Here is a 16924-nt window from a genome sequence, read left to right on the forward strand (position 1 = left end):
CCAAATATAGAGCAAATTTATTTTGTCTCATAAATTTTTGCCAGATCTTCTTTCATTTTTGTGACTTTTATACCACCAAGATAGTATTTTACCCCGTATTGTCCGCTATCTACGTCTGTTAAAATTTGATATTCGCCATTTTTTATCACTACTTTAAAAGGTAGTGCGATCTCGTGTTTATATTCGATGTCTCTTACGATCTGCTCGGCAAGTCTATCATTTATCTTTTGATCGTTTGTTATGAAATAGTAGGCGTTAAATTTTTGCATAAATTCGTGTAAAACATACTCATTTGTGACATTTTCAAAGTGAGTTAGTCCAACTAGCGTAAATTTATCTTTGTTTTCAAGCTGATATTTTGTAAGTTCAGCTGCCTCTTTTTGGCAAGGCGGGCAAAATGTGCCAAAAATGTCGATCATTAAAACCTTATTTTCATCATTTTTGATAGCAAAGCCGTGATCTTTTCTAACTAAAGTAAGCTCCTTGCCGCTTACGTCTATAAGCTTAACCTCTTCATTTGGGCTAAATTCTTTAAAATTTGTACTGCTGCTCTCGTCCTCATCGCAACCAAAAAAAGTAAATAAAGCGATTATTAAAACAATTAATTTCTTCATCTTATTCCTTAAATATATCTTTTTATGGCAGCTCTTGCCTCTTTGTCTGCCTCGCGTCTTTTTAAAGTCTCGCGCTTGTCGTGTAAATTTTTACCTTTTGCAAGAGCTAGTCTTGCTTTTACGATGTTTTTATCGCTTAGATAAAGTGCCAAAACAACTAGTGCTAGTCCATCTTGCGAGACTTGACCGAAAATTTTATCAATCTGCTTTCTATGCATCAAAAGTTTTCTGGCTGCTCGCTCATTTGGACGAAATATGCTATGTGTAGTCTCGAGATAGCTGATATGGGCGTTTAGTAAGAAAAGCTCGCCCTTTATGACGCGCACAAAGCTATCTTTTAAATTTGCTCTACCAGCCCTTAGAGCCTTGACTTCACTACCTTTTAGAACGATGCCAGCCTCGAAGGTTTCAAGTATGCTAAAGTCATGCAAAGCTTTTTTGTTTTTTGCTAGATCTTTTATCAAAATTTTACCTTTTATTTTACGCTAAATACGCTACTGCCGCTACCACTTAGAAATTTATCTTTAAACTCATTCATCTGTGGATAGAGCTTAAAGCATGGGGCAAAAAGATCGTTTAACTCCCCATTTTTATAAATTTCAAGTAGCTTTTTGCTCTTTAAATTTTGCATCTTTTTTGCAGCATTAACGTCTATGTATTGTAAGAAATTGCTTCTAAATTCTTGATAAACCGCCGGTGTAGAGCAAAAAACATTTGGCGTGAAAATATTTAAACCAGGTACTTCATCATCAAATTCTTCTATGATCTCACCTATGCCGCTTACATTTGCTGCTTTGTAGCCACTTACGAAAAAAGCCACATCTGCACCGATTTTAGACGCTATTTGTATCAAATTTTCACGTTTTATATTTAAATTTAGCTCATCATTTACCATTATCAAAAAGGTGGCAGCGTTTGAACTACCTCCACCAAGGCCCGCACCAATTGGAATATTTTTATCAACAATGATTTTGTGTGAGCTAAAAAACTCATCAAGCTCGTTTGAAAAGCCAGCTTTTTTTAGCTCGTCTATTGCTCTTTTAATAATGTTATCTTTTATTTCGTGGTTGTTGCATTCTATGGCAAATGAATCTGACTTTTCAAAATAAATTTCGTCAAAAAGCTGCTCACAGAGGATAAAGCGCGATAAAATTTCGTGGTAGCTGCCTCTAGTGCCAACTATCTTTAAAAATATATTTATCTTTGCAAAGCTTTTCATTTCTCAATTTTTTTAGCTAGCTCATGAATATCGGCTTCACTTGCAGTTTTTGTGGCATGGATATTTTCGTTTTTGATATCGTTTGCTAGTTCGCTTCTTAGTATCATTGTATTTCGTGGCGCTTCGATACCGAGTTTAACAGTATTTTTTGAAATATTTACTATGACAACTTTTATGTCATTTCCTATTAAAATTTCTTCATTTTCTTTTCTTGCTAGGATTAACATTTTTCAACCTTATTTAGAGTGTAATTTATAGTATCATCCGTGATTTGGATTACGCTCATAAATTTATCATAATTTAGCAAATAAATTCCTTGCTTTTGTGTTTCAAAATCGTTAATTTTTAATTTCTTACCATCAAGAATATCGTTTATATCCCCAAGGTATGTATTTTCCTGAATGTTTAAAAAATCACAAATATTCAAAATTTTTTCATTTTCGTAGTAAAATTTGCCTTCACTTATCCTTTTTAATGAGCTTAAAGTTACATTATAACCAAGCTTTTTTTCAAAAATTTCTGCATACGAACGGATATAACTTCCTTCGCTTACGCTTAGACGGATAGTTAAAAATGGATGTGAGTAGTTTAAAATTTGACTCTCATAAATTTCCATAGTCTCTGGCTTTAGTTCAAATTCTTCGCCGTTTCTAGCTAGCTTGTAGGCTCTTGTGCCATTTACATGCTTGGCGCTAAATTTTGGTGGGATGTAGCTTATCTTACCAGTTAGCTCACCTCTTATGACTTCAAGTTTTTCTAAATTTATCTCTTTTACATTTGAAATTTCAGTGATATTTTCATTATCCATGCTAGGACTGCTAGCTCCAAGCCAGATCGTCGCCTCATAGACCTTTGGGCTTTTGTCTAAAAATCTAAAAAATTTCGTATACGAGCCAAAAGCGACTATCAGACAGCCACTCGCAAATGGATCAAGCGTGCCTGAAAATCCAGCCTTTTTAACGCCATATTTTCTCTTTAGTCGTCCTAAAAAGTGGTTTGAGCTCATGCCAGCAGGCTTGTTTGCCACGAAAATGGCGTTCATACGGCCTTTTCCACGAAGCTTGACATGATCTCTCTTACATTGCCACCAAAATTTATAGTAAGTTTAAACTCTTTTTTGATCTTGCTAACCGCACTCACCCTGCCGATACCAAAAATTTTATGTTTAACAAGGTCGCCTTTTTTAAATTCATTACTCTGTTCGATAACTAGCGAGCCATGCGTGATACCGCTCTCGCTTAAAAATCTACTCTTATTTAGCCTCGTGCGCTGACCTTTGTAAAAGCGCGAATTTGCAAAGCTTAGGCTAAGTGTCCTTTTGGCTCTTGTTATCGCCACGTAAGCTAGCCTGCGCTCCTCTTCGATGTCGCTACCATCGCCGATGAGCGGGAAAAATCCCTCTTCAAGGCCGATCACAAAAAGGTGCTCAAACTCAAGCCCCTTGCTAGCATGCACGCTCATGATGCTAATAGCCTCGTCGCTAATGCCGTCTTGCTCGCTTGTTAGCGTGATCTCGTTTAAAAACTCCTCCAGATCAAAGCTTGGATTTTGCTTGATCTGATCTTTTAAAACAGCGTAAAACTCGTCAATGTTTGCTGCTCTTTCAGCGCCATCTGGCAGGCTCTCGTAGTATTTTTTCACGCCAAATTTAGCTTCAAATTTATCTATGAGGTCAAAAACCGAGCTGCTTTCTTGAAGCTCTTTTAGGTTGTTTGCAAACTCAAGAAGGGCTGATTTTACCTTTTTGCTAAAAGCATCGTCGTTATCAGAGATGTTTGAGATCGCTTCAAAAATGGAAATTTTGTCTTCAAATGCCATTTTTTCGAGCTTGTCAAGACTTACTTTGCCTAGGCCTCGCTTTGGGCGGTTGATGATGCGTCTTATTGAAAAATCATCATTTGGATTATTTATCAGCCTTAGGTAGCTTATGATATCTTTGATCTCGGCTCTTTCGTAAAATTTAACTCCGCCTACCATTTTATAGGCGATCTGCTCTTTGTTTAGCCCATCTTCAAGCGAGCGAGAGAGAGCGTTTATGCGGTATAAGATAGCGATATCTTTTGCCTGAACGCCTTTACTCAAAAGCTCTTTTATATTTTTTGCGATCTTGCCAGCCTCGACGCTCTCATCAAAGCTCTCTATCAAATTTACAGCCTCGCCTTCGCCCTTTGTGCCCACAAGCTTCTTGCCAAGGCGGTTGCGGTTATGATCTATTAGCTCGTTTGCAGCCTTTAGTATCGCCTCGCTCGAGCGGTAGTTTTTCTCAAGTCTAATGATCTTTACATCTTTAAATTGATCTTTAAAATTTAAGATATTGTCTATCTTAGCACCACGCCAGCCGTAGATACTTTGGTCATCGTCGCCAACGACACAGATATTTTCGTGGCACAAGCAGAGCTTCTTTAGGAGTTTGTACTGAAGATCGTTTGTGTCTTGATACTCATCGACCATTATGTATTTGTAGCGATTTGAAATTTCTTTCGCAAGATCTTCGTTTTCATCTAAAATTTTATATGTAAGCCCTAACAGATCGTCAAAATCAACAAGATTATTTGTTTTGAGATAATCTTCATATTTTTCATAAATTTGAGCAGCTTGTTTGTAAAAATTATCCTTGCTCTTATCAAATGAAGAGAAATTTGCGTTTTTATAGACCTCTTCGACGCTTAAAAGTGAGTTTTTGTAGTTTGAAATTTCGTTTGAAAGTATCGCGGTCGCGACTGGACTTTCAAAGCTTTTGATGATGCGTTTTTTATCGTCTGTGTCGATTATGACGAAGTTATTTTTTCTGCCAAGCTTTTCGATGTAGAGCTTTAAAAATAAAAGCCCAAATTTATGAAATGTACAAAGTAGTGGCGAATAGTTTTTACCACTTTGGCTTAGCATCGCCATGGCTCTGCTTCGCATTTCGTTGGCAGCTTTATTTGTAAAAGTAAGAGTTAGTGTATTTGCAGCGTCTATGCCGACTTCGCCGATGAGGTAGGCGAGTCTAGTAGTGATCGTCTTTGTCTTACCGCTTCCAGCTCCTGCAAGTATGAGCATCGGACCATCTATATGAGTGGCTGCTTCGCATTGGGCTTCGTTTAAATTTGATAGTATTTTTTCCATTTTTTGCTTTTTAATTTTTCTTTTGATTTTAGCTAAAAATGCTTAAAATTACTATTTTTTCTTAAATATATCTTTATTTTTAGGATTTTGCAAAAAGACTGAAACCGATTTTTTTGTGTGGTCCGCTTGCTTCTCTTTGGGCTTATGAATGGAAAAATTTACAAGAATCGGGCTATTTTCAACCAAAATTTGAACCACTGCACCAAGTGGGAAAGAGACCACTGAGGCAAAATTTTCACTACCAAAGCCAGCCTCAAAACTAAGCTCATCTTGCGTTAACTTTGCACTCTCAAGCGTATAGCCACCAAGTGAAAACATAATGACTGGCATATTAAAGCTTCTACTTATCTCATCTGGCAAGCTTGGCTCAAAGCTAACTAGCGGTAAATTTGCCATAACTGAGAAATTTGCCCCTTTTTCAAGCAAAAAATCAATGCACTCATAGACGTGCATTTTCATCAAAAGCGCAAATTTCTCATCGTCTAAAATTTCATCTAACATTTTATTCCTTTTGAAATTTCTAAAAACTCATCTACTAACTTTTTAACTTCATTTATACCGATCTGCCAGAAATTTTTATCATCGATATCAAAGCCAAATTTGCCTACAAGCTCCCTTGGGCTAAGGCTGCCACCAAGACTTAAAAACTCGGTGTAAATTTCTACAAAATTTTCGCATTTGCCACTTTTGTAAAGCCCAAAAAGTGCAAGTACTAGAAGCTGTGCATAAGAGTAGGCATAGCAGTAAAATGGTGTGTGGATGAAGTGTGGGATGTAGCTCCACCAAATTTTGTAGTAGTCATTTAGCGTGACACTTTTACCAAACATCTTTTTGCTCTCTTGAAGCCAAATTTTATTTAGCTCATCTAAACTAATCTCGCCCTCATGTGCGTGCACAGCTCGCTCAAAAGTGGTGAAATTTATCTGGCGGTAAAGTGTGGCAAATATGTCTTCTATCTTGCCAGCAAGCAGTGAAATTTTCTCTTTTTTGCTAAGGTCATCTTTTATGTGATCAAAAACCAACATCTCGCAAAAGACCGAAGCCGTCTCAGCCGTCGTTAGTGGCGTGTCCGAGTTTAGGTAGCTTACATTATATGAAAGCTTTTGATGCACGGCGTGGCCAAGCTCGTGAGCTAGCGTAAAAAGGTCTCTTCGTTGATTTGTGTGATTTAGCAAAACATAAGGATGTGTGTCGCTTGATCCTGAGTGAGAAAACGCCCCACCTCGCTTGTTTGGTGCTGGATAAACGTCGATCCAACCGTCACTAAAGGCACTTTTAGCGATTTCGCCAAACTTGCTTGAGAAATTTGAAAATGCTTTTAAAACTATCTTTTTGCACTCATCAAATTTATACTCGCCCTCACTGCTAAGGGGCGCATATCTATCATAATCATAAAGTCTTTTAAGGCCTAAAATTTCTCTTTTGCGCTCGTAAAATTTAGAGACTAGATCAAAATTTTTCTCAGTTACGGCGATGAGTGAGTCAACGCTTTTTTTGGTAATTTGATTTTCAAGGTGTCTTGGCTCTTCTGGAAGATTGAAATTTCGCAGCTCGCAGCTCGTTTTTAGATCAGTTTTTATCATATTATATATATAGCCAAGAAGGTGCTGGTGTTTACTAAGCTCATTTGAAAGGCTTTTGGCGGCTAGTTTTCGTACGCTTTGGTCGCTCTCATGAAGCTTGGCTAAAATCTCTTCTTCATTTAAAAGTTCGCCTTTAAATTTAAACCTCATCTTGCTCATGCTCTCATCAAAAAGCCTTGAAAATCCATCAGCTCCGGTGCTTGCAGTGCGAAGCAAGACTCTCTCTTCTGCAACGCTTAGCTGGTGCGGTTTAGCTTTGGCTAGGTTGCTTAAATAGTAGCTGTATTTTTTAGAGCTTTTTATGATCTCTTCTTGTTTTTTAGGACTAAGCTCATTAAATTTGATCTCAAAAAATATCAAATTTTCATTTGCTTTTGTTGCTATCTCATCGATCTTTGCGTAAAATGCACCCTTGCTTGTATCTTTAGCAAAATTTAAAAAAGCGTAAGTCATTACTTTTGAAATTTTAGCGATCAAGTTTTCATATTCAGAAAATGCCTTTAAAAACTCATCTGTTTTTAAATTTTCATAACTTTCAAGGTATTTATCTTTAAATTTCTCGCACTCTTTTTGTAAATTTAGTGCGTTTTGCTCGCACTCTTTTTCGTTTGCAAAAAGTGCTTTTAGATCCCAAATTTGCATATTTATCCTTTAAATTTTTGGGACATTTTACAAAAAAATGGATAAAAGTAAAATTTCAGCCAAAATTTAGCTGAAATTTTATGAAGGTTAGTTTGAAGTCTCTGAGGCTACGGCTGTAAAAAGCACATCTGATGAGCTATTTAACGCAGTTTCAACTGAGTCTTGGATGACGCCTATTGTAAAGCCAACTGTGACAAACTGCATGGCGATGTCGTTGCCGATACCAAAAAGACCGCACGCTAATGGCACTAAAAGAAGTGAGCCCCCAGCCACGCCAGATGCACCACAAGCGCCAAGAGCTGAGATAAAGCAAAGAAGTAGCGCATCGCCAAATGTAACTGTGATAGATGGGATAGAATTTACCGCAGTAAGTGCTAGGATGCTGATGGTAACTGCTGCACCGCCCATGTTTATGGTGGCACCTAGTGGGATCGAGATCGAGTAAAGCTCCTCTTTTAGACCAAGCTTTTTGCAAAGCGCCATATTTACAGGGATATTTGCAGCTGAGCTTCTTGTAAAAAATGCCGAAATAGCACTCTCTTTTAGGCAGATCATGACAAGCGGATAAGGATTTTTCCTGGTTAATACAAAAACCATCGCTGGATAGATGATAAATGCGACAACAAGCATTGCCCCAACAAGAACTAAGATCAGTTTTAGATATCCTGCAAGTACTTCAAATCCAGTTTCATGAATGCTGATAGTAACCATACCAAAGATACCAAATGGAGCTAGTCTAATGATAAATTTAACGATATGAGTCACACCATCGCTTATGTCTTTAAATACTTTTTTGGTCTCGGCTGTGGAGTTTCTAAGTGCGATACCACTACCAACTGCCCAAGTGATAATACCTATATAGTTACCATTGGCTAAAGCATTTATTGGGTTTTCAACCATTTTATAAATGAGATCTTTTAAAACATTGGTAATCCCTTGAGGCGCTGACATATCAGCACTTGCAAGACCTTTTAAAGAAAGCTCCACTGGAAATAAGAAACTAGCAACAACTGCAACAACGGCTGCTAAAAATGTACCAATTAGATAGAGTGTGATGATCTTTTGCATACCTTTTGTATGACCAAAATCTCTTAAAATGATGGATGTTGCCACTAAAACAAAGACAAGAATTGGTGCGATAGCTTTTAAAGCGCCTTTGAATAAATCGCCTAAAACTGAAGCTGAAGCTGCGATAGAATCGGCTGAACTAGCTTTTTCTTTGGCTTCGTTTAGCTGCTTGGCTTCATCTTGACTAAGGTGAGTTTTTATAACTTCATCTACGCTCAAACCACTTTCGTTTTGAATAGTTTGAATTTTAGCTGAGATCTTGTTATAAGGAGTAGCTTCGTAGTGTGTGTAAAAGCCAACTAGGGCACCTAGAATGATACCAACTAAAATTTGAACTATCAAATTTCCATCGGCGTATCTTCTTGCTATGTTTTTAAGCATATTCATTTGACACCTTAATAAATTAGTTTTTTGTTGATTTTAGCTAAACAATTTTTAAATATAAAGAATTTGATAAAGATTAATTAGCTTTTTAAATAGATTTGTTACAATTGCACAAAATTTTAGTTAATAAAAGGATAAAAATGTATCTATTTACTTCTGAAGTTGTAAGTCCAGGTCACCCAGATAAATGCGCTGATATTATCGCTGATAGCATTGTTGATACCATCTTAACGCAAGATCCAAATGGACGCGTCGCAAGCGAAGTTTTTGTAGCTGGAAAAAATATAGTAATAGGCGGAGAGATAAACTCAAAGGTGAAACTCTCTTATAAAGACTACGAAAAGATTGTAAAAGACGCTCTTGCGCATATTGGATATGATGGAAAGAGCAATTTCACAAAAGAGCAGTGCTTGCACCCAGATGATATTGAGGTTAAAGTTTGCATAAATCAACAAAGTCCAGATATAAATCAAGGTGTTGATCAAAGTGATGGCGAGATCGGAGCAGGTGATCAAGGCATCATGTTTGGCTTTGCAAGCTGCGAAGCAAAAGAATTTATGCCAGCAGCTATAACTTACGCAAGAATGCTTTGCGATAAAGTATATAAATTTGCCAAGGCAAATCCTGATAAGCTTGGTGTTGATATAAAAACACAAGTTACGATTGATTACGGTAGCAAAGATAACTTCGAAAACTGCAAACCTCAAAGCATCCACACTATCGTCGTCTCTGCACCTTGCACGGAGAGCATGAAGATAGAAGAGCTTCGCGCATTAATTCAAAATTTAATAGATGAAACTGGCCTTCCAAAAGAGCTATATAATAAAGAAAAAACGATCATCTATATAAACCCAACAGGCAGATATGTAAATCACAGCTCACTTCACGATAGTGGCCTAACAGGCAGAAAACTAATCGTTGATAGCTTTGGCGGATATAGCCCGATAGGTGGCGGTGCTCAGTCAAGCAAGGACTACACAAAAGTTGATCGTAGCGGTCTTTATGCAGCTCGCTGGATAGCTAAAAATATCGTAGCAGCTGGCCTTGCTAAAAAATGTATCGTTCAGATAAGCTACGCTATCGGCGTTGCAAAGCCAACTTCAGTTAGTGTTGATACTATGGGAACTCATGCAAACGGCGTAAATGATGATATGCTTTCAAATTTTGTAAGCGAGCATTTCTCTCTAACACCTCGCTGGATAACAAATAAATTTGGTCTTGATAAGCCAAGCAAAGATACATTTTTATACGCAAAAGTAGCTGCAAAAGGCCAAGTGGGAAATGCAAAATACCCTTGGGAAAAGCTCGATGCGGTCGATACTTTTAAGGCTTTACTAAAAAAATAATCAAAAAAGTGGCTTTATTTTAAAGCCACTTTAAATTTATAAATTTAAAACTCATCCCAAAACGCTTTTTTGGCTTTATGATCTCACTTTTTGAGCCATTTACGCTGTGATAGACCACTTTATTATATTTTGTAGCGAGATGTTTTATGAGCACTCTTTGAAGCAGTGGCTCGCTACTTGGCACAAACCAGCCGTTATTTGTAATAGCCACAACCACATCAAATTCGCCCTTGTAAAGCTCCTCTCTTGTAGCTTCGTAGCAGATGGCGTTTCTGATTTTAACTCCGTCTATCTCATAGTCACTAAAATTTTCAGCCTTTTTAAAGTCGCTAGCTCCGTCGAAAAATAGCTTATTTACCGCATCTTGCATAAATTTTGGCAAAGGAATTTCTTCTCCAAAAGGGACTAAAAATTTCTTATCCATTCGCCTAAGATTACCATCTTGAAACAAAAATGCAGAGTTATAAATTTGCTTATTTTCATAGGCAAGCGCGCCAGCTACGATGGTTATCCTTTTTGAAAGCTCTTTTAGCTCATCAACAAGTAGTGGCTCGTTTGTCATAAACAGTGGAAATGCACTCTCTGGAAGCACGATGAGACGTTTTTGCTCAGCAATGGCGCTATTGATGAGGTCTAAATTTTCATTTGTAAATTTCATACGCAAGCTTTTATTCCAGCGCACTCTTTGAGCGACATTGGTATTTACTAGCTCCACGTCAAATGGCAAAGTTTTTGCCTCGCTACTTTTAAACTGCAAAGCGGCGATGAGGCAGATAAAAGCTAGGCTAAATTTTAAAAATTTATTATTTAGACTTAAAGAGATGGCTGCTAAAAATATAAATATAAGCCCCCTAGTGCTTGGCTCAAAAGCTCCTAAAACAAGGGTGGCTTCAAGGTTAAACCAGTTAAAGCCAAATGGGTGAACGTAGCTTATTAAAAATAGCAAAATGGCTCTTAGTGCCACAAAGCTTGGGAAAGAGGCCATCCAAAACATAAGCCCATAAACAAGGGCTACAAAGAGGATAACAAATGGGATAAGCCAGACAAGCTCGTAGTAGATGAAGCTAAAGCCGATCCAGTAAAACCACAAAATTCCAGTGAAAAATCCAGCTGCGAAAAAGCCAGCCCTGTTTAAATTTATAATGATGTAAATTCCAGCTAGCGTGAGAAAAGGAGAGATGAAATTTAAAATTTGATTTTCAGCCATAGCTAAAAAAATGAAATTAGAGAGCAAAAAAGCACCGACAAAGGCTTTTATTATAATTTTAGTGCTAAAATGTCCGTTTAAAAATCTTACAAATAAGGAAATCCATGCAAAACGCAGAATTTTTAACATCACTACTACCCCTTGTTGTGCTTTTCGCCATATTTTACTTTTTGGTTATCAGACCTCAACAAAAACAACAAAAAGCCCATGCAGCAATGCTTGCAGCTCTTGATAAAGGCGATAAGATAGTAACTAATGGCGGACTTATATGCGAAGTGATTAAAGCCGAAAATGATTTTATCAAAGTTAAACTTAACGATGATGTAATTGTTCGTGTAGCACGTGAGTTTGTAGCTAAAAAGATCGAAGATAAATAATGCGTAACGCAAGAGTTACATATAGGCTGATTATATTAATATTAGCCTTGATTTTTAGTTTTGGCTTTTCGGTGCCATCTTTTTTTCAGACTCAAAGCGGAGCTAAAATTTCGCTGGGACTTGATCTTCAAGGTGGCCTTCATATGCTTCTTGGTGTTGAGACTAACGAAGCCATCCACTCTAAGATCAAATCAATCGCTGGAAGTATAAATTATTATGCTAAAAAAGAAGATGTACTTATTGATAAATTTAAGATAAAAGAAGATAGTGTTGATTTTGCACTACTTGATAGTGACGAGGCTTCAAAGGTTGATAAGGCACTTGCTGAGATAAAAGGGCTTGATATCAAAAAAGATGGACTAAACTATCACATTACTCTAACAGAGCAAGAGAGACTTGATACGATCGAGTATGCGATCTCGCAAGCTGTTGAGACTATTAGAAACAGACTCGATCAGTTTGGTCTAGCTGAGCCAACTGTTGCCAGACAGGGCAAAGATAATATCCTAGTTGAGCTTCCTGGCATAAAGACTGAAGAGGATGAACAAAGAGCAAGAGATCTCATCGCAAAGGCTGCTCACTTGCAGCTTATGGCAGTTGATGATAAAAGACAAGATCAGTCTAATACAATGAGCGAGGCTGAAGCTGAGAGCTACGGCGATGTGATCTTTAAAGATGCTAAAAATGACCGTGTAAAATATGTCGTTAAAAATATCCCAGTGCTTGATGGCTCGATGCTAACTGACGCAAAGGTTGCATTTTCTCAGCAAAATAACCTACCGATCATAAATTTCACTCTAAATTCAGAGGGTGCTAGAATTTTTGGCGATTTTACTGGTGCAAATGTTGGCAAAAGGCTTGCTATTGTGCTTGATGGCAAGGTTTATTCAGCTCCTGTTATAAATGAAAGAATAGGTGGCGGCAGCGGCCAGATTAGTGGTGGCTTTACTCTTGATGAAGCTCACGACGTAGCGATCGCGCTTAGAAGCGGTGCACTTTTAGCCCCTGTTAAGATGCTGGAAAAAAGAAGCGTTGGCCCATCTTTGGGACAAGAGAGTATCAACCAAAGCATGGTAGCTCTTGCTGCCGGATCTATCTTGGTCGTGCTATTTATGCTAGCTTATTATGGAATTTCTGGAATTTTTGCAAATATTGCACTAGTTGCAGACGTCGTTATATTAGTAGCTGTCATGGCGCTTTTTGGAGCGACACTTACTCTTCCTGGTATGGCTGGTATCGTGTTAACGATTGGTATGGCTGTTGATGCAAACGTCATCATAAATGAGCGTATACGTGAGCTTTTACGCGAGGGAGTGGCGATAAGGACAGCTGTGCAAAAGGGCTATGAGCATGCAATGAGCGCGATCATCGACTCAAACTTAACTACTATCATCACAGTTGCAGTACTCTATGCTTATGGTACTGGACCAGTTAAAGGCTTTGCAGTAACAATGGCAATAGGTATAATGGCTTCGATGCTAACAGCTATACTTGGTACTCATGGCATGTTTGATGCTGCTATGGACAAGATAGAAAAAAGCGGAAATACCAGACTTTGGTTTGGTTATAAAAGGAGCTAGGGATGCAAATTTTTACTAAAGCAAAAGTTTATGATTTTATGCGGTTTAGATTTGCTTCATTGGCACTTTCTATATTTTTATTTGTTGGTTCGATCTTTTTGCTTGCAACAAAGGGTTTAAACTATGGCATCGATTTTTCTGGTGGTACGCTTATACAGCTAAAATACGATACCAAAGCGCCACTTGATAAAATTCGCGATGCTTTTGGCACAAATGAAGTTCTTAAAAACGCCTCTGTTACTGAGTTTGGAAGCGAAGATGAAGCTGTTATTAGATTTTCAGGATCAAGCTCAAATTTAACTGGTGACATCGGCACTGAGATAAAACAAATTTTAAAAGATACTGGAAATTTTGAAGTAAGACGTGTTGATATCGTTGGTCCAAAGGTTGGTGACGAGCTTAGGCAAAAGGGTTTGATGGCTCTTGGAATTTCACTAATTGGCGTGCTTCTTTATATCACATTTAGATTTGAATGGCGATTTGCGCTAGCTGCGATCGCAACTGAAATTCACGATATAGTCATAACCGTCGGTGCTATTTCACTATTTGATATCGATGTAAATTTGGACACACTAGCGGCTGTTTTAACAGTTCTTGGCTACTCTCTAAATGATACGATCATCATTTTTGACAGAATCAGAGAGGGTATTAAAGAGAGTAAGAGAACTGACATAGAGGGCGTTATCAACGAGTCGGTCTCAGCCACGCTTTCAAGAACTATTCTAACTTCTGCAACTACTATGATGACGGTTCTTGTGCTATTTTTATTTGGTGGAGATATGATACATGGATTTTCATTTATTCTTATCGTTGGTATCATTATAGGAACGATCAGCTCGATCTACATCTCTTCGCCGTTTCTTATCTGGTTTAAATTTAGCATTGAGCATTTTAGAGCTAGAGAGACTGAGAAGCAAAGGATCAGAAAAGAGCGCGAAAAAGAGCGCGCTATGTTTGAAAAAGGCGTTGTATAAGGAGGGGTAATGAACTGGGGAAAGGTTATCTACATATTTTTTGCGCTGATGAGTCTTACGACTACGGCGGAGTTTTTATATGATAAAAATGAGATTGCCCTTTTTGTGGCAGCTAGTATAAATTTGGTTTCGACGTTGCTTAAGATCGGTGTTAAAAATTTACTTTCAGCTGAGCTTTTTGCAAGCTCGCTGGTTGCTGATTTACACCTTATACCAGCTTTTGTTATTTTGCAAGTCTCTGAAAATATAACACTTAGCTATTCGTTGGCTATTGGCGCAGTCATTGCAAATATATTTTCACTAGCCTTGGTTTTAATAGAATCAAGTAAAGCTCAAGAAGAATTTTAGGAGAAAAAATGGCTGAAAAGAGAAAATATGAGCCTTTAAAGATAGAAAAAAAATGGCAAGAGATTTGGGATAAAAATGAGGAATTTGAACCAAAATACGATCTAAGCTTGCCAAAAAAATATATCCTAAGCATGTTTCCTTATCCAAGCGGACGCATACATATGGGGCATGTAAGAAACTACTCTATCGGCGATGCACTTGCTAGATCATATAGAAAAAGCGGATATAACGTGCTTCATCCTATTGGCTTTGATAGCTTTGGTATGCCAGCTGAAAACGCAGCCATAAAACATAAAATTCACCCTAAAATTTGGACTTACGAAAACATCGACTATATGAAAAAAGAGCTTGCAAGCCTTGGTTTTTCATTTTCTAAAAAGAGAATTTTAGCCACGTCTGACCCACTTTATACAAAGTGGGAGCAAAGCTTTTTTATAAAGATGTTTGAAAAAGGGCTTGTTTATAGAAAAAATGCAATTATAAATTGGTGCGAATACGATCAAACCGTGCTTGCAAATGAGCAGGTGGAGGATGGCAAATGCTGGAGATGTGGTAATGATGTTGTACAAAAAGAGCTTCCAGGATATTACTTTAACATCACAAAATACGCTAGTGAGCTACTTGATGATCTGAAACTTCTTGAAGGCAAATGGCCAAATCAAGTAATTACAATGCAAGAAAACTGGATCGGCAGAAGCTACGGCTTGGAGTTTAAATTTTATCTTGATGAGACTTCAAAAGAGGCTTTAGGTTGTAAATTTGATGGCTTTGAGGTGTTTACTACAAGAGCTGATACGATTTACGGCGTTAGCTACACAGCCCTTGCACCTGAGCATCCTATTGTAAAAGCGTTGCTTGAGAGTAATAAAATTGATGAAAACAAAAAGACAAAGATAAAAGCAATCCTAAATCAAAGCCCAAGAGAGCGTCAAGCGAGCGAAAAAGATGGAGAATTTTTAGGAATTTATGTCGTTCATCCACTTACCAATGAAAAAATCCCAGTTTGGGTTGCAAATTTTATCTTAGCTGACTACGGCAGTGGTGCTATCATGGCTGTTCCTGCGCACGATCAAAGAGACTTCGAGTTTGCAACCAAATTTAATCTACCTATAAAACCAGTCGTAAAGTCACTTGATGGAGAGAGCGACGGCTCTAAGGCATATTCAGAGTATGGAATTTCCATAAATTCTGAGCTGATAAACGGTCTTGCTTCAGAGGAAGCTAAAAGCTTTATAATAGAGAAATTTGAAAAAGATGGTTTAGGCAAAAGGATCACAAACTATAAGCTAAGAGACTGGGGAATTTCTCGCCAAAGATACTGGGGTGCGCCAATACCTGTCGTGCATTGCAAATGCTGCGGCGTAGTGCCAGAAAAAGATGAAAATTTGCCTATTGCGCTGCCTGAAGATGTTGAGATCACAGGCGAGGGCAACCCCCTCGATAAACACCCAACTTGGAAATTTGCAAAGTGTCCAAAATGTGGCAAAGACGCGATCAGAGAGACTGATACGATGGATACATTTGTGGAGAGTAGCTGGTATTTTGCTAGATTTGCAAGCGATGAGAAGACTTGGGAGCAAAAAGCGCTTGATAAAAAGAGCGTGAATTACTGGATGAATGTAGATCAGTATATCGGTGGTATCGAGCATGCGATATTGCACCTTTTATACGCTAGATTTTTCCAAAAGGTCTTAAGAGATCTGGGCTATCTAAGAGATGATGAGCCATTTGAAAATTTGCTAACTCAAGGCATGGTCTTAAAAGATGGTAAAAAGATGAGTAAAAGTAAGGGCAATGTCGTAGATCCTGACGATATCATCAATAAATACGGTGCCGATACGGCAAGGCTTTTTATACTTTTTGCTGCTCCTCCTCAAAAAGAGCTTGAGTGGAACGACAGTGCAGTTGAGGGTGCATTTAGGTTTTTAAATAGACTTTGGGAAAAGGCACAAACTATCAAAAAGATAGACGAACTGCCTCAGATAGACCATGAAAGTCTAAACAAAGATGAGAAATTTGCAAGGCTAAAAATTTATGAAGCACTTAAAAAATCAACCGAGGTTTTTGGCGACACATTTGCTTTTAATACATTGATCGCTGCTTGCATGGAGGCACTAAATGCTATAAATGCTCAGGATAACGAAGATGTAAATGCTGAGGGCTTTTTCATCATCTTAAATTTACTAGAACCTATCGTGCCGCACATTGCAAACGAGCTTAGCGAAGAGCTTTTTGGTAGAAAAAATTTCACAGAGATAGCTGTAAAAGAAGAGGTCTTTGTAAAAGATAGCATCGCTCTTGCAGTTACAGTCAATGGCAAGAAAAGGGCTGAGTTTGAAGTGGCAACAAGCGAGAGCGAGGGTGAAATTTTAAAGCTAGCTAAGCAAAATGTGGCTAAATGGCTTGAAGGAAAAGAAATTTTAAAAGAGATTTATATAAAAGGCAAATTAGTAAATTTTGTCATTAAAGGATAA

At 37.8% G+C, this 16924-nt stretch carries 16 protein-coding genes; 6 read left to right on the top strand and 10 right to left on the bottom strand.

What is annotated here, in order from left to right:
- Positions 1 to 17 precede the first annotated feature (17 nt).
- The 9 genes from B9N66_RS03380 to sstT all read right to left on the bottom strand — a co-directional run bounded on the left by B9N66_RS03380 (position 18) and on the right by sstT (position 8621).
- Complete coding sequence (locus B9N66_RS03380) at positions 18 to 614, bottom strand: thioredoxin (protein WP_087579891.1); 597 nt, start codon at positions 612 to 614, stop codon at positions 18 to 20.
- An 8-nt stretch (positions 615 to 622) separates the two neighbouring features.
- Positions 623 to 1075 carry an SsrA-binding protein SmpB gene (gene smpB / locus B9N66_RS03385; RefSeq protein ID WP_087580183.1) on the bottom strand — a complete coding sequence of 151 codons (453 nt, stop codon included), beginning with the start codon at positions 1073 to 1075 and terminating at the stop codon, positions 623 to 625.
- Positions 1076 to 1089: 14 nt separating this feature from the next.
- Positions 1090 to 1833, bottom strand: coding sequence for a 4-(cytidine 5'-diphospho)-2-C-methyl-D-erythritol kinase (locus B9N66_RS03390; protein WP_087579892.1), 744 nt, complete (start codon positions 1831 to 1833; stop codon positions 1090 to 1092).
- Positions 1830 to 2060 carry a carbon storage regulator CsrA gene (gene csrA / locus B9N66_RS03395; RefSeq protein WP_021090864.1) on the bottom strand — a complete coding sequence of 77 codons (231 nt, stop codon included), beginning with the start codon at positions 2058 to 2060 and terminating at the stop codon, positions 1830 to 1832. Before csrA ends, B9N66_RS03390 begins: the two co-directional genes overlap by 4 nt.
- Entirely contained in the window at positions 2054 to 2875 is an 822-nt protein-coding gene (gene truB, locus B9N66_RS03400) for a tRNA pseudouridine(55) synthase TruB (RefSeq protein ID WP_087579893.1), read from the bottom strand. The genes csrA and truB overlap by 7 nt, the downstream gene beginning before the upstream one ends.
- A complete protein-coding gene (locus B9N66_RS03405; RefSeq protein ID WP_087579894.1) occupies positions 2872 to 4941 on the bottom strand; it encodes an ATP-dependent helicase in 2070 nt (689 codons plus the stop codon). Before B9N66_RS03405 ends, truB begins: the two co-directional genes overlap by 4 nt.
- 51 nt (positions 4942 to 4992) lie before the next feature.
- A complete protein-coding gene (locus B9N66_RS09655) occupies positions 4993 to 5442 on the bottom strand; it encodes a hypothetical protein (protein ID WP_087579895.1) in 450 nt (149 codons plus the stop codon).
- Entirely contained in the window at positions 5436 to 7166 is a 1731-nt protein-coding gene (locus B9N66_RS03415; protein ID WP_087579896.1) for a M3 family oligoendopeptidase, read from the bottom strand. The genes B9N66_RS09655 and B9N66_RS03415 overlap by 7 nt, the downstream gene beginning before the upstream one ends.
- A gap of 87 nt (positions 7167 to 7253) precedes the next feature.
- On the bottom strand, positions 7254 to 8621 hold the full coding sequence (gene sstT / locus B9N66_RS03420; protein ID WP_374057418.1) for a serine/threonine transporter SstT: 1368 nt from the start codon (positions 8619 to 8621) through the stop codon (positions 7254 to 7256).
- A gap of 137 nt (positions 8622 to 8758) precedes the next feature.
- On the opposite strand from sstT, the gene metK reads away from it, so the two are divergent.
- Positions 8759 to 9964: a methionine adenosyltransferase gene (gene metK, locus B9N66_RS03425; protein WP_087579897.1), complete on the top strand. Its 1206-nt coding sequence runs from the start codon at positions 8759 to 8761 to the stop codon at positions 9962 to 9964.
- Positions 9965 to 9983: 19 nt separating this feature from the next.
- Here the strand turns inward: metK and B9N66_RS03430 are convergent, their stop codons facing one another.
- On the bottom strand, positions 9984 to 11300 hold the full coding sequence (locus tag B9N66_RS03430; protein WP_087579898.1) for an apolipoprotein N-acyltransferase: 1317 nt from the start codon (positions 11298 to 11300) through the stop codon (positions 9984 to 9986).
- On the opposite strand from B9N66_RS03430, the gene yajC reads away from it, so the two are divergent.
- From yajC to leuS, 5 genes are read left to right on the top strand one after another with little or no spacing between them, the layout of a single operon-like run.
- On the top strand, positions 11276 to 11548 hold the full coding sequence (gene yajC / locus B9N66_RS03435; RefSeq protein WP_087579899.1) for a preprotein translocase subunit YajC: 273 nt from the start codon (positions 11276 to 11278) through the stop codon (positions 11546 to 11548). The genes B9N66_RS03430 and yajC overlap by 25 nt on opposite strands.
- Positions 11548 to 13128: a protein translocase subunit SecD gene (gene secD / locus B9N66_RS03440; protein ID WP_087579900.1), complete on the top strand. Its 1581-nt coding sequence runs from the start codon at positions 11548 to 11550 to the stop codon at positions 13126 to 13128. The genes yajC and secD overlap by 1 nt, the downstream gene beginning before the upstream one ends.
- 2 nt (positions 13129 to 13130) lie before the next feature.
- On the top strand, positions 13131 to 14102 hold the full coding sequence (gene secF, locus B9N66_RS03445) for a protein translocase subunit SecF (protein ID WP_087579901.1): 972 nt from the start codon (positions 13131 to 13133) through the stop codon (positions 14100 to 14102).
- Between the two features lie 9 nt (positions 14103 to 14111).
- Positions 14112 to 14450 (top strand): DUF6394 family protein, encoded by a 339-nt coding sequence (locus B9N66_RS03450; protein WP_021090699.1) that lies wholly within the window; start codon positions 14112 to 14114, stop codon positions 14448 to 14450.
- 8 nt (positions 14451 to 14458) lie between these two features.
- Complete coding sequence (gene leuS / locus B9N66_RS03455; RefSeq protein ID WP_087579902.1) at positions 14459 to 16924, top strand: leucine--tRNA ligase; 2466 nt, start codon at positions 14459 to 14461, stop codon at positions 16922 to 16924.

Origin of the sequence: Campylobacter concisus (assembly GCF_002165775.1) — a bacterium.
In the GTDB taxonomy this organism is placed as follows: domain Bacteria; phylum Campylobacterota; class Campylobacteria; order Campylobacterales; family Campylobacteraceae; genus Campylobacter_A; species Campylobacter_A concisus_E.